We start from the raw sequence: 25,728 nt of genomic DNA, 5'->3' as shown, positions 1-25,728 counted from the left end.
GATTCTCTTCCTTTTGTAACGGCTTTATGTTGAGAACTTATGGATCCACTTTATTCCAAAGGTTTTGATTTGCTTTTACTGAAAAAAATTCGTTGCCATACCAGCAGCGAGGCAGTAAATCTAACTTTTTACGCTCTTTAGAGTTTGAGCTTAAAAGCTCTAATATTTCATTTAAACGGTCTTTACTCAAGGTTGCTAGCTTCTTTGCCGTGTTAGTGAAATATAGATTACTATTAATTGCGATAACCGTATTTTGACCATAACCGATAAAAGTGAGTTTACGGGTGGTCATTCGACAATTTGGCTGTTCTGCTTTGGCAGGGTAAAGGCCGTTAACGATAGCGTATTCATAACAATCACCTGTGCCGCTTAACTCTCCTAAAGGCATATAGACAACACCAAAACCTTGCGGGAACATACCAGTAATTTTATATAGAGCATCAACCACCAGCTGTGCACAGGCGCCTAATTCTGCATTTTTATTCAGTACCTGAAAGACTTGTGGTAGCAATTTGTAGTTATAACTAGCTTTGGTTGAAAAGATTATTGAAGTATAAATTTGCGGTACTTTTAAAACGTTACCAATAGTGTTTTTAGGGTTGATACTGGCTTTTAATAACAGTTTTATAAACGCGTGTTTATCCTGCTCGTCAACAATAAACTGCTCGCGTTCCGCTTTGGTATTACCGACAAAAATTGGCATACCAACGCCCTCACTAACGTATTTCAATGTTTGACGATAATTGATTTGCAGTAGCTCTTTTCGCTGCTTCACTTCTAAGGTACGAAAAGGGTCTAGCTTACCATCGCCACCCAGAAGTATACTTTGTGATTTTGGATGGTAGAGCCCGATATCTTCTATGATAGACGCCATAATAAGCGGAATTTTTACTTGGGCGGTAAATCGCTGGTAAGCTTCACTGTCGTGATCAGCAAAATCTAAGTACTGCTCTGGTGATATATCAGTTAAAAACTTATTAACATAGGGTTCGAGCATTTGACCATCAAGAATTAAGCGGTCAAGTAAACGTAGCGCTAAAACGGCTTTATAAACTGATTTTCTTTGTTCATTGTTTGTGGCTACGTGTTTTCCTTCGCTAGGTCTAATTAACTGAATAGTACCAAGAAACTGTGCTGACTTTCGGTTATTGTCAGCGTAGTTTTCGCCTTCCGCTAACTCAAGAATAGTCAATGAAATAGACAGTAAATTAGAATGACGTTCTGTGCGTTGCATTTGTTCAACAGAGGATTCTTGCAACGATTTTTTCTCATCTGAAGGACGAAACTCTTCTTGCTCAAAATAACCAATAGCACGATCTAACAAAGAGTCTTTAACTGAGCTACGCCCATAGACCATAGCTAACAAATGATGAATTTGTCGGGTGTAATGTGTTTGGTGAGGAGAGTCTTTAGCCATTGCTGCGCGAATGCGAATAAATAATATCTATCATGCTAGTAATCATAGCTAAATGCAATAGTAAGACAAGTGGCTATTACTTTAAAGAGCGATATAACTAAGTTATTAATTATTCTCATCAAAGTCATCACCATTTATTTTTTCCAAAAAAAATACCTATGCTTTATTTCCTAGCATAGGTATTTTTATTTCGATATATGGCAGAGGGATATTGCTGCCATGAAATAGCGGTAATTAATTAATGCCCTTTATTCTCACTTGATGTTGTTTATGGGCCAGTTGCTGACATATTTTAACTAAATCAGAATGTAACCCACCTGCAGTGACATCTCGTCCGGCACCCGGTCCACGAATAATTAATGGGTTGTCTTGATACCAATGGCTACTGATTTGGAAAATGTTGTCACAGGGGGTTAAATTGGCAAAGGCATCAGTTTGCGGCAATACTTCTAAACTCACTTTAGCAGTAACGCCGGTGGCATCGTCATATTGAAAACGTGCTACATAACGAATACAAGCACCTTTACTCTTGGCATCACTTAACGCTGAGGAAAAATATTCATCTAACTCATTAGCTCGGGCTAAAAAGTCATGGGTTGATAATGATTGTAATGCTTCTGGCACTAAATTTTGACAGTCAATATCTTCTAAGGCTAGTTCAAATCCAGCTTTTCGAGCTAAAATTAATAACTTTCGTTGTACGTCACGACCCGATAAATCTTCACGCGGATCTGGCTCGGTAATCCCTTGTGCTAAGGCATTTAATAACAGCTCTGAAAATTTTGTAGTACCGTCATAGGTTTCAAATAACCAACTCAGGGTGCCGGAGAAGATTCCTGATAACTCGCTAATGCTATCACCACTTTGACGTAAGTCCTCAATAGCATAATTGATAGGTAAACCTGCTCCAACTGTAGTGTTTCCTAACCATAAGCTGTTATTTTTATCCGCAGTATTTACTAAATTATTAAAATGCTTTGTGCTACTCGAAGCTGCCCATTTATTAGCACCAATGACATGGATACCTAAAGAAAACATCTGTTCATACAGTAAACTAAAATCTTCACTTGGGGTGATATCGACCACAATTAACTCATCATAAGGGTTTTGGGTCAACCAAGAAATAAGCTGTTCAGTATCATAGTTTTGCGCTTCCTGTGCAAATAATTTACTTGCTTGAGCTACATCAATACCATCATTATTTATTAACGCTTTTTTTGAAGAGAGTAAACCAACTAAATGCAAATTTTCTAAAGCATATACTTTATTCAGCTGCGCGGGCAATAACTCTAAGAAGCGTTCGCCAATATTGCCCATACCCGCAACAACTAGCCCAATATGACGGACATCTTTAGTCATCTCATGGTGCACGCTATTTAATAATTCAATTGAGCAAGTCTCTGGTAAAATTGCAATAACACTATGATCGTTATCACTGCCCAAGATATCTATGGGCTTGGCTGTTTTTAATGAGCGTTTAAAGCGGGCTTTAATATCACCACGTTCTGCGACACGATGGCCAACCGTGGCAATAATCGACACGGGTTTGAAGGTGATTTCAACATCATGACTAGCTAGCCACTGACTTAATGATTTTTGTTGCTCTTGAGTGATAACCATAAAGCCTTTTTGGTTATCCATGCAAAGAGGCGAAAACTCAGCTTTTGCTCTCTCCGCGGTTTTTCCGGTAAAACTTACCGATTGCGCTAACAGTAAATCGTTAAGGTAAGTTACTGATAACTCTTGTTTGGCGATTTGGCCAAATTTACCTATTTCAGTACCGATAACCTTAGGATCAAAACTACTAGCAACATGTAAATGTGTATGATGTTCACTTAATGGATTAATCAGTGGTAGTAAGGTTTTAGCATGTAACACGGGGTTACCTAGACGACCTAACTCTTTGGCTACACCATTGGGTAATCGGTGTAATTTTCTAGCATTAGGCACCACACGAGGATCAGCACTATAAATACCATCAACGTCTGTCCATAAAGTTACATTACCTGCTGCAACTAATGAGGCAATAATAGTAGCAGAGTAATCACTGCCATTTCGCCCTAAAGTGCAACTATTACCACGACTATCTTTACTGATATAACCGGTGATAACCGCTAACTTGCCAAACTGACGCCTTTGCCTTAATTGTGCGGCACTTTTAGCCGTATCGACCACACAACTTTGTTCATTATCGATAACAAGAAAGTCACGGGAATCAATACTATTACTTGGGCAAACTTGCTCATTAAGTAACGCTGACAACAACCTTGCTGACCACACTTCACCAAAAGCGAGAATATCATTGCGATACTTAACAATATCACCCGCTAACCAGTGGCTTAATTGCTCAATATCTTTAGACAATCTTAGTAATAACTGTTTGGTATTATTAGCATTTAATAAGTCAGTAATGAGTTTTTCTTGCGCTTTCGCTAACGCAGTAATAAGTTGAGTTATTTCATCACTCGTTTGTATTTTTTGCTCAGCGATTGTGCGTTCAACTAGATCATGTAGTGCGAATAAGCTATCCGTTGTTTTACCGTTTGCTGAAACCACAACAATATCGTTTAGTTGACAATTCGCCCGGATAATTTCAAGAACACGTTTAATACATTCAGCTGTGGCTAAAGAACTACCACCAAATTTGTGTACTTGGATCGCATGTTTTGCAAGTTTATTTTCCGAGGGTACGTCAGTAGTAAAGTCAGACTCGGCAATTTCTCGGCGCGGCTCGGCTTTATCTTTGTTAATCTTATTTAGGTTAATATTTTCTTGTGTCATCTCTCTGCCTGCTCAACTGCTAATTGTCTATTTAATTATTACTGCTGACTTTGGGCTAACCCCTGGGCTAAATCGGCCAAAATATCTTCGATATCTTCAATTCCTACCGATATACGTACTAAAGACTGGGTAATGCCCGCCGCTAACTGATCTGCTATTTCCATACCTGCATGCGTCATCGTTGATGGATGGCTGATAAGACTTTCCACACCACCTAAGGATTGCGCTAAAGTGAATAATTCAAGGTGTTCAAATAATTTTTTAACTGCCTCAACGCCCCCCCTAACCTCAAAACTTAACATAGCACCATAACCTGACTGCTGTTTTTTGGCTATATCATGTCCTGGATGATCAGTAAAACCTGGAAAGTACACGGCATCAATCGCATCATGTGTTTTCAAAAAATCAGCGACTTGTAAGGCATTTTCTTGATGTTGTTTCATTCTTACCGGTAATGTTTTTAAACCACGCAACGCTAAGAAGCTATCAAAAGCACTGCCGGTAATACCAATACAGTTTGCCCACCATGCTAACTTTTCACCAAGCTCGGCAGTTTTGGTCACTAAAACACCGCCAACGACATCACTATGGCCATTAATGTATTTAGTAGTTGAGTGGAAAACAATATCAGCACCTAATGTTAAGGGCTGCTGTAAGGCTGGCGATAAAAAGGTATTATCTACTGCCACTAATGCACCCGCATTATGGCATACTTTGGTGACTGCCTCAATATCCACTATGCGTAATAGTGGATTGCTTGGACTTTCAAGTAATACTAACTTAGGTTTGTGCGCTAAGGCATTATTGAGCGCTTGTTGGTCATTTTGATCAACAACAATCAGCTTAAACTGACCTCGTTTAGCTAAATGGGTAAATAATCTAAAACTACCACCGTAACAGTCATGTGGAATAACCACGGTATCTTCAGTGGATAACAGCTGACAAATTAAATGCACTGCCGCCATACCGGTGCTGGTAACAATACCGACACTGCCTTGCTCTAAATCGGCAATCACTTCAGCAAACGTAGCGCGCGTAGGGTTACCAGTACGAGAATAATCAAATCGACGTTTATCATTAAAACCTTTTAATGAGTACGTGCTGGATAAATGGATAGGAGCAACCACCGCGCCATGATGCTGATCGGTATTAATACCGGCTCTTACTGCCGAAGTAGTAATATTACTTTTGTTAGTAATCGACATTTATTTATCTCCATTAATTAAGCTGGGTGGTCACAAGCAAGATTGAATTCACCTGTTTTTACCGTCTTTGTGCTAACTTATTAGCTACGTTTTCGTTTGGATGTTTGGACGTCTATAACTCTAAACACTTTGTATATTTGGGTCAAGTAATTTTAGACATCTAAACTTCTACTTGACTGCTTTATCGCAATAGGTAAAATTACCCCCTTAACCTATCCGCAACTTTTAAAGTAAAACAGAGGAATATCCATGGCTCAGTGGAATGACGAGTACATAAATCCCTATGCCGAACACGGTAAAAAAAGCGAGCAAGTAAAGAAAATTACCGTTTCTATTCCTTTGCGCGTGTTAAAAGTTTTAACCGATGAACGCACCAGACGTCAAGTGAACAACCTACGACATGCCACCAACAGTGAATTGTTATGTGAAGCCTTTTTGCATGCATTCAGTGGTCAGCCGTTGCCCGATGATGAAGATCTAGCGAAAGATAACAACGAGAAGTTACCTGCCAGTGTTAGGCGATTACTTGAAGCGAAAGGTATTACCGACTTTAGTGCTTATGAAGTCGATGATGAATAGCTTTTAGTACTCAATTAAGCACTAAAAAAAAGGTACTGATTCAGTGCCTTTTTTATTACCTCGATAGTCAGCCATTAAAATTTACAATTATCTGTTTAGCGAACCTCGATAATTCCGCTATCAGGGGTTAACTCATTAATCCGTGATAGTTTTATGCTACGCCATAGCATTTTGAATAACATCAATGCCTATGTTTATATGAAAGACTCTCAAAGAACTTTCCTCTATGTGAATGCTAAAGTATCGAAATTGTTTGGTGATACAGCAAAAAACATTCTCGGTAAGAAAGATACGGAGGTGTTACCTAAAGCGATGGCCGATCATTTTTACCAGTCAGACTTACAGGTCTTTGCGACGAATAAAAAGCAGGTTATTGAAGAAACCACCACCGACGATGAGGGAAATATTCATCGCTATATCAGTACCAAAGTGCCCTTATTGCAACCGGATAAATTACCGGCAATGATTGGTTTTTCAACTGATGTGACCGAGTTATTCAAACTCAAAGAAGAATGTAAAAAACTGGCTAATACGGACCCATTAACCTACTTGTATAATCAACGTTACTTCATTGAGCAAGCAGAAAAAGAGTATAAGCTAGCCAAGCGCTACACAAAGCCGATGACACTTATTTCCATTGATATAGATCATTTTAAAAGTATTAATGACCAATACGGTCACCCCGCTAGCGATCAAGTATTAATTGAGGTTGCCAAGCAGCTGCAAGGGAGCCTAAGGCAAACCGATATTCTTGCGCGTATTGGTGGTGAGGAGTTCTCTATTATTTGACCTGAAACCGCTATCGAATCCGCTTTGATATTGGCAGAGCGTATTTGCAAGAAACAAAGTGAACTGAAAATAGTCGGAGACTGGCCAGGTATTATCAAGCTTTCTGTCAGTATTGGTGTTTCTAGCTTTTTGGCCAGTGATACCTCTTTTGATGCTTTATTTTCTCGTGCTGACAGCGCTATACCAAGCTAAAAATTCCGGGAGGAATAAGGTTTTTCACCTATAAAAATGCCAATATCTTCATATTGGCATTTACGGCTAATGTAATTGTATATTCACTCTACAAGTCAATGAGTTCGCATTAGTTATGACTCTTGTTTATTCACTCTAAACCAATAAGTAGCAGATAATAATCCCGCTGAAACCAAGAAGGTTCGGTAATCGATTTGTGCTAGCACCGCTTGTAAAGGCGCCCAACGTAAAGAGCTGATATCATCAGAATTCACAGCTACCTTGTCAGTTGCAAGAGAAAAGTAATCGCCAATAAAGTGGCCAAAAAATGGTTGTGATAATTGTAAATAATGTACCACAATAGCTTCAATAATTAGCAGGGCAACAATCGGTAGCACCGCCCATAAAAATGGGGCTTTCTTCGCATAAATTGAAGTTAACATTAACCAAGAGTATAAAGGTAATAGCCATATTGCTAACGGTATTAAGGTCAACCAAAATGAACCTAGGGTACTCAAAACCTGAGCGCTTGACCATAAACCCCATAATGAAATATCAAAACCAACTGATAATATCACTGAGCCGATAAATGCCAGTACTAGACCAATTACAAACAACATTGTTGCTGCCGAGTAAAAAATAGCAGGAATAATGATAGCACCGGTTAATAGCTTACTGGTTATAGTAACGCCATCAGACACCGGTAGCGAGCGCCAAAACATTACCGACATATCTCGCCTCTCATCATATAAACAAGTGACCAAATAATATAGCTGAACAATAAAGCCCACCAAAACAAAAGGAGCAAATAATGCTGCGGTAGCAACAAAAAACACCTTGGTTAAGCCCCTATCACCTTGTGATTCACTTAAGTGCTTAAGGCCTTCTAGCCACCCTGAGAATTCAATATCATTGAGTAACAAACTTAGTAGCGGAATTAAAATAAACACACCGGCTAACGTAATAGGCACCCATTTGAGCATACCATTAAATTCCCATAGCTCTTTTTTAATAGACGCTTTCATAATTGACGTATTCATTAGCAAGTCTCCTTATTCATCACACCGACAAAAATATCAGCTAAACTAGGCACTGTTACTTGACCTAAGCTTTGTAACGCAGCTTTATCTTGATTATCAAATAACATTGTTGTTAGTCCCATCATGCTATTTTTAAATAACGGCTTTAGCTCATCTGCTTGTGGTAGTTGCTCATTGGTAACAGAAACTAAATTAAAGCGTTCTTTTATTTCATCAGTACTTTGAGCAAGCACAATTTTACCATCTTGTATAAAAGCAACATCCGTTAAGATATGTTCAATTTCTTCAATTTGATGCGTGGTAATAACAATACACTTTTCTTCAGTATAAAAATCTTCCAACAAGTGGCTGTAAAACTGGCGACGAGTCAAAATATCTAAACCTAAAGTTGGTTCATCTAAAATTAATACCTTAGCGTCAATCGCAAGAATCAAGGCTAAATGTAATTGCGCCACCATGCCTTTAGATAACGTTTTTACTTTATCATTCACCTCAATATTGGTTTTAGCGAGAAACTTTTCTGCCTTGTCAATATCAAAGTTTTCATGAATATCTTGCATATAACTTAATGCTTGCGAGACCTTTAACCATTTAGGTAAAATAGCCACATCAGCAATATAAGCGACATCTTTAAGCATATTTACGCGATCTTTTCTTGGGTGATGCCCTAAAACACTGATATCACCTTCATAATCGGTTAGTCCCAATACAGCCTGTAAACAAGTAGTTTTACCGGCGCCGTTTGGGCCAACCAAGCCAACAATTTGTCCGGCACTAACAGATAAGTTCACCGATGAAAGTACCTGTTTTGATCCAAATGATTTACTGACATTCTTTACTGAAATTAATGAGCTCATCATTATCCCCCTACAATGTTGGTTAATAGTTGCTCTGGCGAAAGTTTAAGTCGGGTGATTTGCTTTAGTATTTCTGGCCACTGGTGTGACAAAAAATTATCACGCTCTCTATCTAACATTAATTTTTGTGCGCCTGGTATAACAAATAACCCTTTTCCACGTTGTTTCTCTACAACTGCTTCGTCCTGTAACATCAGATACGCCTTTGAAATAGTCATTGGATTAAGTTGGTACTCAGCGGCTACTTTTCTGACTGAAGGTAAAGCTTCGCCTTCCTTGATATAACCATCTAATATGCGAGTGATGACTTGCTGATACAGTTGGAGATATATCGGTTTTTCTGAATCCCATTGAGGTGCCATGCCCTGTTCCTTGAATAATACCAAAAGATAGTAGTGTTATACACCACCAACACACCAGAACACAAGTACAGTCGACTGTTATTTTATACAAATGACAGCGCGAGGGGATTAAAACAACAGAAATACCATCATTAAGTCATTGATTTTAAGTCTTAAAGAGTCCTGTAACTCTTATTAGTTCAAGAATGTAACAGAGTATGTAATCGGTCTGAATTGCAAAACACTTAACACCCAAGCCGAATTGGTATGAAGTTTCACAGCGCTGAAGAGAGTGACTGGCATGAACTAAACAATTGATAAAACTTAGCCAATAAAAAAGCCGCGGTTACTTTATCTTTTTGATAAATTAACCGCGGCTTTACTGTTTTTATTAAGGCTAGAGTAAGCTAGGCTTACACTAGCGATAGCTGTCTATCATATTACTGGTAGTAATCTACTTATGATAAGGCTTACTTAAACGGTGTACAGACTCAATGAAATGGCCGGCGTGATCTGGGTTCACATCAGGGTGAATACCATGGCCTAAGTTAAATACATGACCAGTTCCGCCTTCACCAAAGCCGGCTAATATTTTTGAAACTTCTTGTTCAATACGTGGCAATGGCGCATATAACATGGAGGGATCCATATTACCTTGTAAAGCCACTTTATCACCAATGCGTGCTTTGGCATTCTCAATATCAATAGTCCAATCAAGGCCAACGGCATCACAACCTGTCGCGGCGATAGATTCTAGCCACATACCGCTATTTTTAGTGAATAACGTCACTGGCACTTGACGGCCTTCATTGTGACGGGTTAATCCGTCAACAATTTTCGCCATATACTGTAAAGAGAAGTCATTATAATCACGTGGTGACAATACTCCGCCCCATGTATCAAAGACCATCACTGATTGCGCACCAGCAGCAATTTGCGCATTTAAGTAACTAATAACGGAGTCAGCTAATTTATCCAGTAATAAATGTAAGGTTTGTGGTTCAGCAAACATCATTTTTTTAATTTTTGTGAATGCTTTAGAACTGCCGCCTTCGATCATGTAGGTGGCTAATGTCCAAGGGCTACCAGAAAAACCGATGAGTGGTACTTCGCCTTTTAATTCTTTGCGAATAGTACGTACCGCATTCATGACATAACCTAACTCATCTTCTGGATCAGGTACGGCAATTTTCACCACATCGGCTTTACAGGTAATAGGACGCTCGAATTTTGGTCCTTCACCGGTTTCAAAATATAAACCTAGGCCCATGGCATCTGGAATCGTTAAAATATCACTAAACAAAATTGCCGCATCTAATGGGAAACGACGTAATGGTTGAATAGTGACTTCACATGCCAGTTCAGCATTTTTGCAGACTGACATAAAGTCACCTGCATTTTTACGTACTTCGCGATATTCAGGTAAATAACGACCTGCTTGACGCATCATCCATACTGGCGTGTAATCTACTGGTTGCTTTAATAACGCACGTAAATAGGTATCATTTTTTAATTCTGTCACCAATACTTCCTCTTAATCTTCTTATTTACAATCACATTGAAATATTACTCTTGAGTAATAATGACAGCACGATTCAATTAATTTAGTTACTTAGCGACTACAGCTTAATAAGCATTTTGCTAATATATTTTAGGGGCGCAGTTTAACACCGACCAGCCTTTTGATCTATGAACTAAATCAACACTCTTTAAAAAACACCCTGTCACTGAATCAAGGGAGAAATGCGCTAACAGGATAGAAGTTCAATTTATTTAACTTTTTTTTTAAACGTTATAATTGCACTTGATTTTTACCAATGAATATTGAATCAATAGCTTAGCGATATTGACTTGTTCAATCAGTTCACTACGAAGAAAATCGTGGAGTTTATGCTCTACTAAAGTTGTTGCGGTGGTAAAAATGCTTTGCTATAAAATGCCTGCGCTACAGAAAAACAATAATAAAAAGAACTAGAAAGATATATTAGCTAAAAATTAATAATAATAAAAAAATACTAGCTAGAAATAAATAATAAGAATCTTGATTAACAAGACCAAAATGCGAGCATTTCAAGCCTTTCTCTATGAGAAAGGCTTTTTTATTTGTGCCTCCCCTATTATTTTTCACAAACATGTTAAGGTATTTAATTACATCTTATTAACATGGACTTTCCTGTGAAATTTTCAACTATTTGCCTTTCTACCTCGATTACCCTAATTAGTTTAACCGGCTTAAGCTCATTTTCAGCCACTGCGGTCGACTTCGGCTCTATTAGCAAAACCTCGACAGAACAACTTAAAAGTGCAGCTAAAGACTTAGACGTACCGTTACAGACTAATGCGATGATTGAATATGCAGCTAAGCAACTAAATTTATCAGAAAGTACTGTCGCGGCAAGTTTTGGCTCACTACTTAAAGTAGCTAAAGACAATTTAAGCCAAGAAAACTTTGCATTAATCAGTAAAGCGGTGCCTGATGCGCAAAGCTATTTAGACAAGGCGCCTAAAGTAGAAAAATCATCTTTCAGTTCATTTTTATCAAGTGCCGGTGATGTCGGTAAAAAAGCCGAAAGTGTCGATTACTTAAACTCTGCCTTTGAAAAATTAGGCATTTCTAAAGAAAAAGTACCTGAGCTAATCAACAGCTTTAGTGGTTATTTAGACAAGAGTGGTTATAAAGAAGCTGCAACAATATTAAAACAGGGTTTAGACTTATTTTAATTAGGCTTTACGGTTTATAGCCACGATTTTCCGATTGCTGGTTATAATACCAATTTGATTAAATTTCTTCCCAATGCAGAGCTGTACTCAATCAACTTGGTATAACCTCTAATTAGATCTAGTACCTATTTGGGTGGAAAAACCCACAAAACTTTACCTTGTATTTGTGACTTACCTACGGGGCCTAACTGCTCAATAGGTATACTGCTTTTATGATGACCTTTCAGCCAAAACAGACCGTTTCTGTCAATTGTTGCCAACGACTTTACTATATAGCCATATTTTGGGTGAAAAACTTGTAACAAGCAGCCCTCTTTTAAGCTTAATATTTTCAGCCAAGGCACCACAAAGACGTAACTATTTTCTGGAATACGTGGTGACATGCTCATGCCTGAAACCTTACAAAAATGAAAACCAAACATAATTACTCTCACATTAAAAATCAGCTAACCGTCACGTTCGAACTTTTATTAGCAAAGTTCCTTGGGTATCTATAGCTTAGATAGACCATGCCAATTATTACGATATGTTATTGCCTTGGCACGTTTTGCATTAAAGTCCAACAATAAACGCAAATGATAACGATTCTCATTATTAGTTATTTGGTGCATGCTGTAAAGATATTATTTGCTAATTAACGATGAACACTATAGTTTGAGCAATCTTCTTCTGATCCACCTACTCAACTCATTAACGATAAAGAGCGCCACTTATGAATGCACCACAACGTGATATTACCTTACGATTTTTAGCGGAGCCACAAGATGTAAATTTTGGTGGTAAAGTGCACGGTGGTGCCGTAATGAAATGGATTGATTTGGCCGCCTATGCCTGCGCTGCCGGCTGGAGTGGCCGTTACTGTGTTACCGCTTATGCTGGCGGTATTCGCTTTATTGCCCCGATACATGTTGGCAGCTTAGTGGAGGTTGAAGCCAAAGTTATCTTTACCGGTAATTCTTCAATGCATATTGCCCTTGAAGTAAATGCTTGTGACCCTAAGTCATTAAACCGACGCTTAACAACGCATTGTATTGTTATCATGGTCGCCGTTGACCAAAATGGTCAATCTGAAACCGTACCGAAATGGCAACCAACAACAGAAGCCGATAAGAAACAACATGCTTCCGCGGTGAAATTGATGGAAATGCGCAAGCAAATAGGTGAAGAAATGCAGATTTTTATTGATTAATACCTAAAAACATCTCAAGGCTGTTATGCTTTGACGGCATTTTAGTGGCTAATAAAAAAGCTCAAACCAAGCTAATGCCTTTGTAAGTCTTGCCATTATATACTTAGTCTGAAGCCGTCTTTACCTACTCAGCCTATCAGCCACTAAACATTGGATGCCGGCCTAAGTAGCAACAGCGATGACGGAAATAGTGGCTAGCTGATTAATTCAAAGCCAGTCACTCTCCCTCTTTATCCTTCTTCTTTTGAGCTATCGCTTTCAGCCAAAACTTTCAATTGGCTTTTAACATCAATCCATTGCGCCATATATTGAGTACTTTTATGGTGATGATGATTGAGCATACTGCCAATAAAGTTTACCTTTCTATGCTGTTCGAGATTAACCTCTAGTTTAGCTAAACAAGCCGCTAGCTCAGCTAAAATACGCTCTTGTTGATACATTAACAGGGCATTTTTCGGCCCTAAATCACTAGCAGCTTGCCATGCAAGTTCATCTTGATAAAGCTTTACTGCAGCATTAGCGATAGCTTGTGGCTCATTGGCTATCGCGCCAGGCCAAGCGAACTCAGTTTGCATGCTCTCGATGCCAATATCAGTGGTAACCGAAGGCGTTTGACAATACATCGCCTCAGCAAGCTTGCCTTTAATGCCCGCACCAAAACGCAGCGGTGCTAAACAGACTTTGGCGCTTTGCATAGCCAGTACGGCGTCATCTACCCAGCCTTTAACCAAAAAACCTGACTTTTCATCATGTAAGTCAGTTGCTTTCGGCGGTGGATATGCGCCATAGATGTTCAGTTTGGCGTTAGGCAGTTGTTTGCGTATTAATGGCCATATTTGCTGTTTGAGCCATAGTACTGAGTCCCAGTTGGGCGCATGGCGAAAATTTCCAATCGCCATAAAACCTTCCCGCTGTTGAAAACTTGGATTTTCTTGTGTTAACTGAGTTTGGCTTAACATAAAGGGGCAATAGTGAATTAAACTGCCATCGACTTTAAATAATCGTTGTAGTAATTCCACTTCCACACTAGAAATCATTAAGCTGATATCAGAGCGAAATATCGACGCAACTTCACGTTTAGCCATGTCACTGCTGAGTAGGTCTGCATCGGTGATATTACGTCTTTGTTTATAGGCTTGATGACGAGCATTGCGTAGGCAAAACAAATCTTCGGTATCTAAAATTCTCAGCGCCTGTGGGCACTGTTCACTTACACGCCAGCCAAATTGCTCTTCCATCATAAAGCGGTCAAACATTACGGTAGTTGGCTGCAATGCTTTGATAAAGACATCGAAACTAGTGCAATTGAGCGTAATATTTTCAACAGTAATATTTAAGGCACGTAAATCAACCATATGCTCAGTTTGTTGTGCTGGACTGGCAAAGGTAATGTCATAGCTTTGCGCTTGGAAAAAATGGATTAACTGCATCATACGGCTACCTGCCGCAGAAGAGTTAGGCTCAGGCCATACATAGCCAATGATAAGAAGTTTTTTCATTGAGCTATATTATATTTCAATGAACTAAATATCCAATAACATCGTTGCTTTCAATCACAATAGCAAGCTATTGCTCAATCAAGCGCCTTGTTCTTGAACATTTATTCTAATTGAATTCTTACTTATAAAAAAACTACAAAATCTTATTTTCAATAAGGTACTCAGGAAACAAAAAAACCACCAGTAAATCATTACTGATGGTTTTATATTTTTTACTAGTAAGTCTGTGAATAGCTAAGCAAGCTTAATTCACATAAACGTTAACTAGTGAGCCGCGTGGTCGTGACCATCAGCTTTTGGAGCTTCTGCTGCTTTTTTAATTTCTAATAATTCAATTTCAAATTCTAGTACTGAGTTACCCGGAATACTTGGTGGGTTACCGTTAGGGCCGTATGCTAAATCTGAAGGGATTGTGAATTTGTACTTAGCGCCTACATTCATTAACTGTACGCCTTCAGTCCAGCCCTTAATTACACGATTAAGTGCAAATACTACCGGCTCACCTGCTCCGTTATATGAGCTATCAAACGTATCACCGTTTAGGAAAGTACCGGTGTAATGTACTGTAACGGTATCAGCAGCTAGCGGCTTATCACCTTCACCAGCGGTTAATACTACGTATTGAATGCCTGATTCAGTTACCTGTACGCCTTCTTTTTTAGCGTTATCTTCTAAGAATTTAACACCTTCAGCTAAGCTAGCTTCAGAAGCCGCAACCAATGCAGCTTGTTGCTTTTCTTTCATGCTTGCATCAAGGTTCATCAATAAGGCTTGGATTTCTTCTTTTTCGATGACAGATTTACCATCAATGCTGTCGGTGAAACCACGAATGATAAGTTCTTTTTCTAAGGTTAAACCTAGTTTGTCATGCTCTTCCAGGTTACGTTGCATGTACATACCAATTGAGGCACCTAAGCCGTAGGCTTGTTTTTGCACTTCAGTATCTAATACCGGTGCTTTCACTTCTTCAACAGGTTTTTCATTACAACCAACAACGGCCACTAACGCTAGTGCTATAAGGGTAGGTTTAAACAATTTCATTTATATCTCCATTTATACAATACAATTGGAGAATTCCCCAATTTACGGCTATTCATTGTTCAACTTATCTTTTATAGCTTGATAAAGACGGAATTAAAGTCAAAACTAAAAAGATAACACTAAACAAATTCAAAAAAGAACTTATACTAACGATAAATGCGCAAATAAAAAAGTATTTATATCTTGTTAAAATGTAATTGGATTTTTCTAGTCACCTTATTGACGACACTAGCGGCTTGTAAGCCGGTTACGCAAGCGCCATTACAGCGTTGGCAGCAATCTGTTGAAGGTGCTTATGCTGGCCAACTCTCTAGTGATGCCAAGTTCTCGGTAGTTTCATCTATCCATCACGGTTTGAGTGTTTGGGATTTAAGCACAAATGAGCGACTTTTTAACTGGTCGCAAGAACAAAACACCAGTGATAACTTAGTGCTCACCATTGATATTAGTGACAACGCTAGCCATGTATTGACGGCCAATAGAAAGAACTTTGCCTTGTGGAACCTACAATCAGGTAAATCGGAAGGTTACTGGCAAGTACGAGAGTCCAACATTAGAGATATTGCTATCAGTAACAATGGTGATTACTTACTGATTGGAAAAAGTAACGGTACCGTCGTACACATTACCCTTAATACCGGTAGAAGATTAGAATTTTTAGGTCACAAGGAAAAGATCAATTCAGTAGATATGCTGCCCAATGGCAGAGTGGCTATATCAGGTGGAAATGATTTTACTGCTTATGTGTGGGATACCCAATCAGGGCAAGTTGTTTATCAGTTTAATCATAGCTCTCGCGTATCAAAAGTAGCCTTAGATGCTAAGGGTCGATATGCCTTTTCTGCCGATAGTATGAAATCTGCTTATATTTGGGATTTAAAAACAGGTAAACGGATTAGCACTTTACAAGGGACAAAGCGCCATGAAGTTTTTAGTACCATACGTTTTTCACCCGATGGTAAAACTATGATCACGGGTGCGGCCTCCAAAAAGGTCAGTGTTTGGGATATTGCCACGGGCAAACGCCGTGCATATTGGTTTGTTACCCCTAAAGAAGCAAAAAGACCTACCGGTGCGGTTGTGTATAGCGTCGCATTTGGCGATAATAACAACCTATTAACGATAAGCTCATCAGGATATGTTGAATCATGGCCAATGCCGAAATTACCCTAAGTACTCATAACCCGAATGTTAACCATGTTCAACAACTCGAAGAACGTGTTGACGACCTAGAATCACGTAATGTTTTTCAAGATGATGTTATTGATCAGTTAAGTGTAGAGCTAGCTGCCCATCAGCAGGAAATTGCAGATCTGAAACATCAACTTCAGTTGATCGCTAATCGTTTAAAAGATAGCGGTAGCTTATCGGGTGATGCCGAAGACGTTGAACCACCACCACCGCATTATTAATTCGATACTAGCCTTAAATAGCTAACAATGTTATTTGAAGCGCTATGCTTTAATTAGAAAGCTTTACTTATAAACTTTTAATTAAAAATAGAGCACGGAGTTGATGACTATCAATGAGTACTTTTGATGTGCTAATTAAGGCAAACCGCAATAAAATGCATGTTATCAAGGTTTAAATACACCTATAACCTGTTCATGTTCACGCACAGCCTTATCAATATGAGCTTCGGTTTGCACCATTTGCTCACCACAACTGACACAAGTCACTTTTTCGACACCGTTTTCTTTGGTCAGTGCCAGGGTATCCATAGCTTTACATTTCGGACAGACTGCGCCAGCGATAAATCTCTTTTTTAGGGCTTTGTTCATTTTTATCCACTTCTTCTACAACTAAATAGTTAATTATCGCTATTTTACCTTGAATTGTGGTCATAGGAACAGCGACAATGCACAAGCATTTTTTTAGTCTGTATTCTCCTAACAGCACTATGCCATTTTATCGAGGAATTACCATTGATTATTGCCACCGACCTAAGTTTAGATAGAGGGGCTAAAAACCTAATTAAATCATCTAGCTTTACTATTCACCCTAACCATAAAGTTGGCTTAGTAGGCAGTAATGGCTGTGGGAAATCGTCTCTATTTGCCGCGTTGTTAGGTGAGTTAACGCCCGACGCTGGTGATTTATCTATGCCAACAAGTTGGGATATTGCGACCGTAAAGCAAGAAACGCCATCTTTAGAGCAAAGCGCCCTTGATTACGTTATGGATGGTGATAAAGAATTTCGTCAGTTAGAGCATGATCTTGAACAGGCTCGTATTATGGATAATGGTAACCTTGAAGCCACCATTATTAATAAAATAGATGTTATTAACGGTTACAGCTTGCCGGCTCGTGCTGGTGAGTTATTACATGGTTTAGGTTTTTTACAATCACAACTTGCTAACCCAGTGAAAGATTTTTCTGGTGGTTGGCGTATGCGCTTAAACTTAGCGCAGGCGCTAATCTCTCGTGCTGATTTATTATTGCTCGATGAGCCAACCAATCATCTAGATTTAGATGCAGTTATATGGCTACAACGTTGGTTAAAGCGTTTTACCGGTACGCTAGTACTGATTTCACATGATCGTGATTTTCTTGATACTGTTATTGGTCAAATTTTACATATTGAACACCAGCGGGCAAAATTATACAGCGGCAACTATACCTCTTTTGAGCGTCAACGCCGCGAACATTTAGCGCAACAAGACGCACAATATCAAAAGCAGCAAAAAGAAGCCGCCCATCTGACCGCTTTTGTTGATCGTTTCCGTGCTAAAGCCAGTAAAGCCAAGCAAGCACAAAGTCGCTTAAAACGTTTAGAGAAGCTGCCAGATCTAGCACCTGCCCATGTCGATAGTCAATTTACCTTTAGTTTTGAAAAACCAGAGAGCCTACCCTACCCACTACTTTCGCTCAAAGAAAGCCAATGTGGTTACCCAAAATCTGATCATAGTGAACAAAAAATCATTCTAGACAGTGTTGGCTTGACGTTAGTGCCGGGCAGTCGCATTGGTTTATTAGGCCGTAACGGTGCCGGTAAATCGACTCTGATAAAATCCCTGGCCGGAGACCTAGCTTTACTTAGCGGCGAGCGATATTGTGCACAAGAGCTAAAAATTGGTTATTTTTCTCAGCACCAATTAGAGCAATTGCATATTACATCGAGCCCTGTTGATCATATTTTACGCGCCAAGCCTATTTTAGGCGAACCGCAAGCCCGTACTTTTCTGGGTAAATTTGGCTTTAGCGGCGATCAAGCGCTTGCTCCCGTTACCAATATGTCTGGTGGTGAAAAAGCCCGTTTAGTACTGGCCTTAATTGTCTTAGAAAAGCCACAATTATTACTACTTGATGAGCCAACCAACCACCTTGATTTAGAAATGCGTCAAGCCTTAGTGATGGCATTGCAGGACTTTGAAGGCGCGATTATATTAATTGCCCATGATAGATTTTTATTAGAATCCTGTGTTGATGAATTTTATCTAGTTGCCAATGGTCAGGTCAGTGATTTTAGCGGTGATATTGATGATTATCAGCAATGGCTGAATGATGATAAAAAACAAGCGATAAAATCTACAAAAAGTAGCCAACAAAACGCAGATAAAGGCTTAGACAAAAAACAACTGCGCCAGCAACAAGCCGACTTACGCAAAAAATCGGCACCATTGCGTAAAGAAGCGGATAAGTTAGAGAAAAAAATCCATCTATGGCAAGAAGAGTTAACTAAGATAGAAGCTTTATTAAGTGACAGTGATATTTATCAAGCAGACCGAAAAGTTGAATTGACTGATTTACTGAAAAAACAAGCCCGTTTAAAAAACGATATTGAAGAAAACGAGATGGAGTGGCTAGAATTGGCTGAACAGATTGAAGAAATGATGTCGGTGCAGAATTAATTTTCTAACCAATAAACTACTTATAAAGTGCTCTTCGGCCACAGAGCACTTTTCCTACCGTTAATCGTTAATTCAAGAGGATTTAAATCCTTGTCATAATCCCTTCATTGATAATTTTTCCATCGATGCAAACACATAAATTATTACCACAGCAAAAATTATATTCTTGGAAAAACAGTTATTTAATGTTACTCATATAAGTTCTAAGCTACACTTATTCATAGCAATAAAGCCGACTAAGGAAAATTATGCTCATCAAAAACAACCCGAACCTTAAAAAATCTTTTAACATCAAGGTAACCCTGCCAGCCATGCTGCTATTAGCGAGCTTTTCTGCTTTTAGTCATGGTTATGATCTCGAGCAGGGTATTTATGAATTCAACCGTGGTAAATTCCAAGCGGCCATTGCTCAATTTCGTCCTTTAGTTAGTGAGGGCTATGCGCCGGCACAGTATCAAATGGCCTTGGTTTATCAACACGGTTATTCCGTTCCTAAAGATGGCATGAAAGCACTCGAGTTATTTGAACTATCTGCTGCACAAAACTACCCCGACGCACAATTCGAACTGGCTTTAATCTATTCTGCCGGTAAATTAGTCAAGCAAGACCTAAAGAAAGCGTTTGCATTAACCAACAAAGCAGCGAAAAAAGACTTAGCCAGTGCACAATTTAACTTAGCGGTAATGTATGCTAACGGCGATGGCATTAAACAAGATAACTTTAAAGCGTCTCGCTGGTATCGAAATGCCGCTAATCAAAATTATGCCCTCGCCCAATATAATTTAGCTTTGCTTTATAGCGAAGGCAAGGGAGTAGAAAAAAGTACTGAATTGTCTTTTGTCTGGAATACTATTGCCTCATGGAATGGTTATCCCGATGCAGAAAAAAGCCGTGTAATGGATGAGCGTGACTTATCTAAAAGGCAAGTTGAGGAAAGTATAGAAAAAGCCAATAAAATTTTTACTCAAATCAGAGAGCAACAAAAATTGAAAGCGAAAATGGCAGAAAAGCAGAACTTCTATTGATCTAAATCAGCTTAGTTATTGGGCAAAGTGATTACACTAAGTACATCAAGAATTACTTAGTAAATTATGGAGTCCACTATGAACTTATTATCAATGTTAACCAATGATCCGGTTGTTATGTTTTCGTTTGGCGGTTTAGCTATTCTGCTCGCTATTGCCGCCTTTTATGTTTATTACTTTCTCAAACAGATTCAAGACGATAGTAAAAGCCACTAAGCTAGTTTTCATTAAAACGACAACACTAATCCCTTAACAGCCTAAATCCAATAGCCTTGCTATACTATTAAGTAGCAAAGAGTTATTAGTTTACAGGGGAACTTTATGTTGTCGGTCAAGCAATCACCAGCCAACTTTAGCTTTATTGAAAAGCTTAATCAGCAACGCGAGCAGCAAGCCGAAAAGCTCGCTTCAGGCAAGCGTATCAATAAAGCAGCAGATGATGCCGCAGGTTTACAGATTGCTAATCGACTTACCAGTCAAATCAACCAAAATAAGCAACTGAGCTTTAACGCTCAAGACCAAGCCAATATAAACGATATTGAGGCGGGCGCTTTGTCGGCCATTAATGAGGGTTTATTACGTGCGGAAACCTTATCTATTCAATCAGGCAATCCACTTTATGATAGTGATGTTATTCAAGGTGAGTTAAATCAAATTACCGAACAAATAAATACCTTAGCCCGTGACGTCTTAGGGCAAGATAACTTCATTAGTGGCCTCGATGCCAGCAACCCTGCGGCTACGCAAACCATCCTTCAAGATACCTCAAACCTAGTGAATGATAGTGCCAGTGCTTTGGGCGCTGAAACTAATGCCCTCGCTAGCCAAGTAGCCACCTACCAAACCAGTGTTATCAATGTTAGCGCTTCTCGCGCACGTATTGAAGATACTGATTTCGCCGAAGCCACGAGCGAACAAGCTAAAAATGAAGTGCTTTTACAAAGCGCTATTATCACTAAGAAAAATGAAGAAGAACGCAAAGGGTTACTGTTTAATAAATTAATCTAGCTTGTGTTGAAATAGCGTCATGCAAGAGTACAATATGGCCTAATTGCTTTAATTACTTGAAAATAGCTTACCTTATGATTATTCCTCTAGAACAACTATCAAACGAAACCTTAGCCGCGATTATTGAAGACTTCATTTTACGTGAGGGTACTGAGTATGGTGCTGAAGATGTCAGTAAAGCAGCTAAAATAGTACAAGTTAAAAAGCAACTTGAGCAAGGAAATGCCGTATTAGTTTATTCAGAACTTCATGAAAGTGTCAATATATTGCCCAGTGATCAGTTCCAAGCCGGCATGGAAGAGAAAATTTAATTGTAGAGTCACTAAAAAGTATTTGACCTCATTCGTCTATACTTAATGCAAGCCTTGGCTAGCAATGACAAACTATACACTTAATTATGACGTTCCTAAAAAATCTTAAACAACTTATATTTTATTCCTTCTTTATTTCTCTATCAGCTTTTGCTGATAATAAAGTGACGTTAATTATTGGCTATGGCGATCATAATTCAGCCCCTTATGCCATTGAGAAAACTGAACAGTTATCAGGAGGTATTATCAAAGATATTGCTACCGAGCTTGCTGGTGAATTAGATATCACCGTCACTTTTGTCAAAACCCCTCGAAAACGTACCGAGCGTGATATAGAAAATAATACTATCCACCTTGTGTTAATCAGTAATTCTAACTGGCTTGCTAATAGTGACAAACTACAATGGAGCGAAACAATCTTTATAGAAAAAGATGTTATGGTCATTAGGGCTGATAATACCAATCAATATCAACAGCTAATCGACTTTTCAGGGATGATTATTGGCACTATCCGCGGTTATACATATCCTAACTTACAGCCTTATTTTGATAAAAAACATTTTGTTCGATATGATGTTAGTAACCTAAATGTGAACTTTCTTCGTTTAGAGCTTGGCAGAATTGATGCACTTATTGATGCCAACATCTTAATTAATTATCAATTAAAACAGAGCGATAATAGTCAGTTATTTAAGGTATTACCCTTAAATATCAATCAACAAAATATTCAAGCGGCTTTATCTCCAAACGCCCCCATTACCCTCAGCCAATTCAATCAAGCATTAAAAAAGCTAAAAGACCAAGGTGTTATTGCCGCGATTTTGAAAAAATATCACCTTGATGAATAATACCATTTCCAATAAGTTTCTTCCCACTCACCGAGAGTTAACAGTTTTAGAGGCAAGACATTGCTTGTAGATAATGGTTATTCCGACTAGCCGTTAGCAATACCCATTAGTATTATCACTTACTCATAATAAAAAAAAGCCAGTGTTTTAGCACTGACTTTTTTATTTATAACTCTTTATTTCTGCTGATGATTATCAGGAAATATTATCTGAAATTATCAACAGAAGATGGCAGCTCTAGCCTTTAACATTTGTACTATCAAAGATTTTATCTGCTGAGGCAGCGACAAAACCCGTATACAATTCACCATTAGCCATTGCATAACGTTTAGCAAACTCATAGAAACAGCTTGGAATTTCCATGGTTTTATCGGAAAAGTCTACCGGCGCTTTATCAGCCAGAGTTGATGATTGCTCTAACATCACTTCTTTATCACCCTTAATTTCACCACCATTAGTATTGAGTGCATAGCCCGCATCTTTAAGCGTAGCATTGACTACTTCAATATCTTGGTAGTTAGCTAAGTGGTTAATGCTAACGGTAAAGTGATTAGCACGATATCCCCATGCAGCTAACCAGGCGGCATATTCACTAACGTCTAACAAGGTTGCATAGTCTTTTGAACTAATTTCCCAAAGACGGCCTGAATAAAGAAAATCAGCTCGGTCACTAACATCATCTGGTAACTGAGCAATTAAACCGGTGATAATCTCTTGTACTTCGCTTGAGAACTCTTCTACGCGTAGTTCACTGATAAAAACTTTTGGCATGGTAGTGTCTGGATGTTCAAAATGTTTGGCATCCAATTTTTTGGCCGAGAAATCATATTGACCACATTCGGTATAACCAAGTTTCAGTAGGCCTTTAGCTAACTGTACCAAGTTAATTTTAGGGTGATTAAAAGTACGGTAAGCCACATGATCATTGATTACATCACTGCCATTACCTAACAATTGGTGAATTTTTTTTGCTGACGGAGTCACACTAAGATATTGTTGCCAGATCTCATTAAAAAGTGCCGTTACTTGCGCTGCCATGGTTTGTCCTCTTACTTATTGAGTAGTTTAATGAACTAGTATTCATTAAATAATATTAATTGAATATTTATGATTGATAGCTCTAACGATTAACTTTACCTATACAGATATTGATACAGGAAAATTAATCGCTTAAAAGTAGCAGATAGCAAAATGGTCGGAAAAATAGCACAGTGATATTTTGGCTGACAGCATAAGCTATCCGCCAAAAATTAGATTTGATCGATACTTTTAAAGAAGCAAGGACGGTGCCCTGCTTGATGATGAGATGTATGTGTTTTTAATTCGCTTGATAACATAGCTAAAATAAAATGACCTAAAAAGTAGTAAGAGAAGTTAGCATTATCTGTTCGCTTCAACTAATAGCGCTAATTTAGCATAAATCTTGGTCAAAACGAACAACTTCGCTTTACTAAAATTCAGAATAAAAGCTCAAGTATTATTGAGCCTCAATAGACCCAGTGCAGTACGCTGTTATTCATAAACTTTTCGATGCGCTTTAATAATCTTTTGCCAAGAAAAATCTCTAGCACCTAAACTAACAAAATCGGGATTAAGCAAACTTTCCCGTTTATTGTAAGTTAACGGATTGAATTCGCTGTCGAGAATATCGCCACCGGCTTGCTCTAAAATACACTGACTAGCCCCGGTATCCCACTCACCTGTGACACCAATGCGCAAATAACAATCGGCACCACCTTCCGCGATAAGACAGTTTTTCAATGAACAACTGCCCAGGGAAATATAATCATAATCATAATCGCTATTTAAATACTGCCCCATGAGCTCGAGCTGCTGACGTCGGCTAATCGCCACTTTAATACGGCGATTTTCTTCATATTCAGCCACTTTAATTGCATGGCTGGCTGCTTGGTTATCTTTAAAAGCGCCAAGATGTTTTTGCCCATAATAGGTGAGACAATGATCGGGAGCATGAATAACTCCAAGGGTTGGCCAGCCATTTTCCACCAAGGCAATATTTACGGCAAAATCACCACTGCCAATAATAAACTCACCCGTGCCATCTATAGGATCAAGTAACCAATAACGAGACCAATTTTTTCGCTCACTGAATGAAACGGCACCCACTTCTTCTGAAATAATAGGAATATCAGGTGTCAGTGTTTTAAGTTGGTCCATCAGGATATCATTGGCGGCAATATCGGCACTAGTCACCGGACTTTCATCGGCTTTCATTTCTGCGGTATAGTTTCCCTGACGATAATATTTCATTACTTCTACGCCAGCTTTTTTTGCACTTTCTAAAGCAATGTTTAGTAATTTATCTTGGTTCATCGTTATACCCCTTCATCTTTGCCTAAGTACATTTTCACTTTTCAATTCATGGAGAGTTAATTTTCAAGTAGATCTCGTACTAACATTAATGCGGCAATACTGCGTGCTTCGGTAAAATCTGTTTGCTGTAATAATTTTTTATAGTCTTTTATCGGCCAAGATACCACTTGCAAAGGCTCAGGCTCATCACCTTCAAGCTTGGCACTATAAAGCTGTTTAGCTAAAAAAATAGTCATTTTGGCGTTAAAAAATGCCGGGGCCATCATCAGTTCACTAACTCTAATTAACTGGCCACTGCCATAACCAATCTCTTCTTGCAGCTCTCTATTGGCCGCTTGTTCGGCTAGTTCACCTTCATCAATAAGACCTTTTGGAAAACCTAATAAATAACTATGCGTACCGGCACAATATTCACGCACTAATAATAACGTATCATCATCAAGCATAGGTACTATCATCACTGCGCCACGACCAGAGCTCATCATACGCTCATATTGCCGTTGCTCACCATTGCTAAAGGTCAAGTCGATTTGCTCAATGGCAAATAAGCCACTTTTCGCCACTTGTTGGCGATGTGTTATCGTTGGTAATTGGTTTTTATCAGCCATAGTTCTAGCTACATTACTTAAATTAAATTCTCTTTAGATATCACTATAATGACACGATAAACAATACTTTTGGAATAGCAAAATGCTAATATTTATCACATTAAAAATTTTTT

Annotated in this window: 27 protein-coding genes; 13 read left to right on the top strand and 14 right to left on the bottom strand. The window is 38.7% G+C overall.

The genetic code is table 11. From position 1 onward, the window contains the following. Positions 1–37: 37 nt before the first annotated feature. The 3 genes from F580_RS0120125 to metB form a co-directional block, all read right to left on the bottom strand. Positions 38–1,417 (bottom strand): hypothetical protein, encoded by a 1,380-nt coding sequence (locus tag F580_RS0120125; RefSeq protein ID WP_019029560.1) that lies wholly within the window; start codon positions 1,415–1,417, stop codon positions 38–40. A 234-nt stretch (positions 1,418–1,651) separates the two neighbouring features. Continuing rightward, entirely contained in the window at positions 1,652–4,198 is a 2,547-nt protein-coding gene (gene metL / locus F580_RS0120120; protein WP_019029559.1) for a bifunctional aspartate kinase/homoserine dehydrogenase II, read from the bottom strand. A gap of 38 nt (positions 4,199–4,236) precedes the next feature. Next, complete coding sequence (gene metB / locus F580_RS0120115; protein WP_019029558.1) at positions 4,237–5,403, bottom strand: cystathionine gamma-synthase; 1,167 nt, start codon at positions 5,401–5,403, stop codon at positions 4,237–4,239. 249 nt (positions 5,404–5,652) lie between these two features. Between metB and metJ the strand changes: the two genes are divergently transcribed. The 3 genes from metJ to F580_RS26490 all read left to right on the top strand — a co-directional run bounded on the left by metJ (position 5,653) and on the right by F580_RS26490 (position 6,963). Further along, positions 5,653–5,982: a met regulon transcriptional regulator MetJ gene (gene metJ, locus F580_RS0120110; protein WP_019029557.1), complete on the top strand. Its 330-nt coding sequence runs from the start codon at positions 5,653–5,655 to the stop codon at positions 5,980–5,982. Positions 5,983–6,135: 153 nt separating this feature from the next. Then, positions 6,136–6,771 (top strand): sensor domain-containing diguanylate cyclase, encoded by a 636-nt coding sequence (locus F580_RS25080; protein ID WP_019029556.1) that lies wholly within the window; start codon positions 6,136–6,138, stop codon positions 6,769–6,771. A gap of 24 nt (positions 6,772–6,795) precedes the next feature. Then, positions 6,796–6,963 (top strand): nucleotidyl cyclase domain-containing protein, encoded by a 168-nt coding sequence (locus tag F580_RS26490; protein WP_157443192.1) that lies wholly within the window; start codon positions 6,796–6,798, stop codon positions 6,961–6,963. Positions 6,964–7,076: 113 nt separating this feature from the next. On the opposite strand, the gene F580_RS0120100 is transcribed toward F580_RS26490, so the two are convergent. The 4 genes from F580_RS0120100 to hemE all read right to left on the bottom strand — a co-directional run bounded on the left by F580_RS0120100 (position 7,077) and on the right by hemE (position 10,702). Further along, positions 7,077–7,982, bottom strand: coding sequence for a hypothetical protein (locus tag F580_RS0120100; protein WP_019029554.1), 906 nt, complete (start codon positions 7,980–7,982; stop codon positions 7,077–7,079). Further along, positions 7,982–8,842: an ABC transporter ATP-binding protein gene (locus F580_RS0120095; protein WP_019029553.1), complete on the bottom strand. Its 861-nt coding sequence runs from the start codon at positions 8,840–8,842 to the stop codon at positions 7,982–7,984. Before F580_RS0120095 ends, F580_RS0120100 begins: the two co-directional genes overlap by 1 nt. Then, positions 8,842–9,201 carry a GntR family transcriptional regulator gene (locus F580_RS0120090; protein ID WP_019029552.1) on the bottom strand — a complete coding sequence of 120 codons (360 nt, stop codon included), beginning with the start codon at positions 9,199–9,201 and terminating at the stop codon, positions 8,842–8,844. The genes F580_RS0120095 and F580_RS0120090 overlap by 1 nt, the downstream gene beginning before the upstream one ends. A 433-nt stretch (positions 9,202–9,634) precedes the next feature. After that, on the bottom strand, positions 9,635–10,702 hold the full coding sequence (gene hemE / locus F580_RS0120085; protein WP_019029551.1) for a uroporphyrinogen decarboxylase: 1,068 nt from the start codon (positions 10,700–10,702) through the stop codon (positions 9,635–9,637). 653 nt (positions 10,703–11,355) lie between these two features. Here hemE and F580_RS0120080 point away from each other — a divergent pair. After that, positions 11,356–11,901, top strand: coding sequence for a DUF2780 domain-containing protein (locus F580_RS0120080; RefSeq protein WP_157443191.1), 546 nt, complete (start codon positions 11,356–11,358; stop codon positions 11,899–11,901). A 125-nt stretch (positions 11,902–12,026) separates the two neighbouring features. On the opposite strand, the gene sodX is transcribed toward F580_RS0120080, so the two are convergent. Further along, positions 12,027–12,323 carry a nickel-type superoxide dismutase maturation protease gene (sodX, locus tag F580_RS0120075; protein WP_040357753.1) on the bottom strand — a complete coding sequence of 99 codons (297 nt, stop codon included), beginning with the start codon at positions 12,321–12,323 and terminating at the stop codon, positions 12,027–12,029. A 290-nt stretch (positions 12,324–12,613) separates the two neighbouring features. Between sodX and F580_RS0120070 the strand changes: the two genes are divergently transcribed. After that, entirely contained in the window at positions 12,614–13,090 is a 477-nt protein-coding gene (locus F580_RS0120070; RefSeq protein WP_019029548.1) for an acyl-CoA thioesterase, read from the top strand. Between the two features lie 230 nt (positions 13,091–13,320). On the opposite strand, the gene F580_RS25075 is transcribed toward F580_RS0120070, so the two are convergent. After that, complete coding sequence (locus F580_RS25075; RefSeq protein WP_019029547.1) at positions 13,321–14,589, bottom strand: glycosyltransferase; 1,269 nt, start codon at positions 14,587–14,589, stop codon at positions 13,321–13,323. A 264-nt stretch (positions 14,590–14,853) separates the two neighbouring features. After that, entirely contained in the window at positions 14,854–15,630 is a 777-nt protein-coding gene (locus F580_RS0120060; protein ID WP_019029546.1) for an FKBP-type peptidyl-prolyl cis-trans isomerase, read from the bottom strand. Positions 15,631–15,813: 183 nt separating this feature from the next. On the opposite strand from F580_RS0120060, the gene F580_RS0120055 reads away from it, so the two are divergent. Beyond that, positions 15,814–16,803, top strand: a complete 990-nt coding sequence (locus F580_RS0120055; RefSeq protein ID WP_019029545.1) for a WD40 repeat domain-containing protein — start codon at positions 15,814–15,816, stop codon at positions 16,801–16,803. Then, positions 16,779–17,042, top strand: a complete 264-nt coding sequence (locus F580_RS0120050; RefSeq protein WP_019029544.1) for a SlyX family protein — start codon at positions 16,779–16,781, stop codon at positions 17,040–17,042. The genes F580_RS0120055 and F580_RS0120050 overlap by 25 nt, the downstream gene beginning before the upstream one ends. A 165-nt stretch (positions 17,043–17,207) precedes the next feature. Here the strand turns inward: F580_RS0120050 and F580_RS0120045 are convergent, their stop codons facing one another. Next, a complete protein-coding gene (locus F580_RS0120045; RefSeq protein WP_019029543.1) occupies positions 17,208–17,411 on the bottom strand; it encodes a YheV family putative zinc ribbon protein in 204 nt (67 codons plus the stop codon). A 144-nt stretch (positions 17,412–17,555) separates the two neighbouring features. Here F580_RS0120045 and F580_RS0120040 point away from each other — a divergent pair, with 144 nt between their 5' ends. From F580_RS0120040 to F580_RS0120015, 6 genes are all read left to right on the top strand, one after another. After that, positions 17,556–19,481 (top strand): ATP-binding cassette domain-containing protein, encoded by a 1,926-nt coding sequence (locus tag F580_RS0120040; protein WP_019029542.1) that lies wholly within the window; start codon positions 17,556–17,558, stop codon positions 19,479–19,481. 248 nt (positions 19,482–19,729) lie between these two features. Then, complete coding sequence (locus F580_RS0120035; RefSeq protein WP_019029541.1) at positions 19,730–20,506, top strand: tetratricopeptide repeat protein; 777 nt, start codon at positions 19,730–19,732, stop codon at positions 20,504–20,506. 78 nt (positions 20,507–20,584) lie between these two features. Next, positions 20,585–20,722 carry a hypothetical protein gene (locus tag F580_RS26640; protein ID WP_019029540.1) on the top strand — a complete coding sequence of 46 codons (138 nt, stop codon included), beginning with the start codon at positions 20,585–20,587 and terminating at the stop codon, positions 20,720–20,722. 105 nt (positions 20,723–20,827) lie between these two features. Then, complete coding sequence (locus tag F580_RS0120025; RefSeq protein ID WP_019029539.1) at positions 20,828–21,514, top strand: flagellin; 687 nt, start codon at positions 20,828–20,830, stop codon at positions 21,512–21,514. Positions 21,515–21,588: 74 nt separating this feature from the next. Next, entirely contained in the window at positions 21,589–21,825 is a 237-nt protein-coding gene (locus tag F580_RS0120020) for a YheU family protein (RefSeq protein ID WP_019029538.1), read from the top strand. Between the two features lie 86 nt (positions 21,826–21,911). Beyond that, positions 21,912–22,673 carry a substrate-binding periplasmic protein gene (locus F580_RS0120015; protein WP_019029537.1) on the top strand — a complete coding sequence of 254 codons (762 nt, stop codon included), beginning with the start codon at positions 21,912–21,914 and terminating at the stop codon, positions 22,671–22,673. 237 nt (positions 22,674–22,910) lie between these two features. Here F580_RS0120015 and F580_RS0120010 read toward each other — a convergent pair whose 3' ends face one another. From F580_RS0120010 to nudE, 3 genes are all read right to left on the bottom strand, one after another. Then, entirely contained in the window at positions 22,911–23,711 is an 801-nt protein-coding gene (locus F580_RS0120010) for a DUF1338 domain-containing protein (RefSeq protein ID WP_019029536.1), read from the bottom strand. A gap of 474 nt (positions 23,712–24,185) precedes the next feature. Beyond that, entirely contained in the window at positions 24,186–25,007 is an 822-nt protein-coding gene (gene cysQ, locus F580_RS0120005) for a 3'(2'),5'-bisphosphate nucleotidase CysQ (protein WP_019029535.1), read from the bottom strand. A 56-nt stretch (positions 25,008–25,063) separates the two neighbouring features. Next, entirely contained in the window at positions 25,064–25,615 is a 552-nt protein-coding gene (gene nudE / locus F580_RS0120000) for an ADP compounds hydrolase NudE (RefSeq protein WP_019029534.1), read from the bottom strand. Between the last annotated feature and the right edge of the window lie 113 nt (positions 25,616–25,728).

The organism is Colwellia piezophila ATCC BAA-637, assembly GCF_000378625.1.
Classification (GTDB): domain Bacteria; phylum Pseudomonadota; class Gammaproteobacteria; order Enterobacterales; family Alteromonadaceae; genus Colwellia; species Colwellia piezophila.
This window is presented reverse-complemented; position numbering and strand designations above follow the sequence as displayed.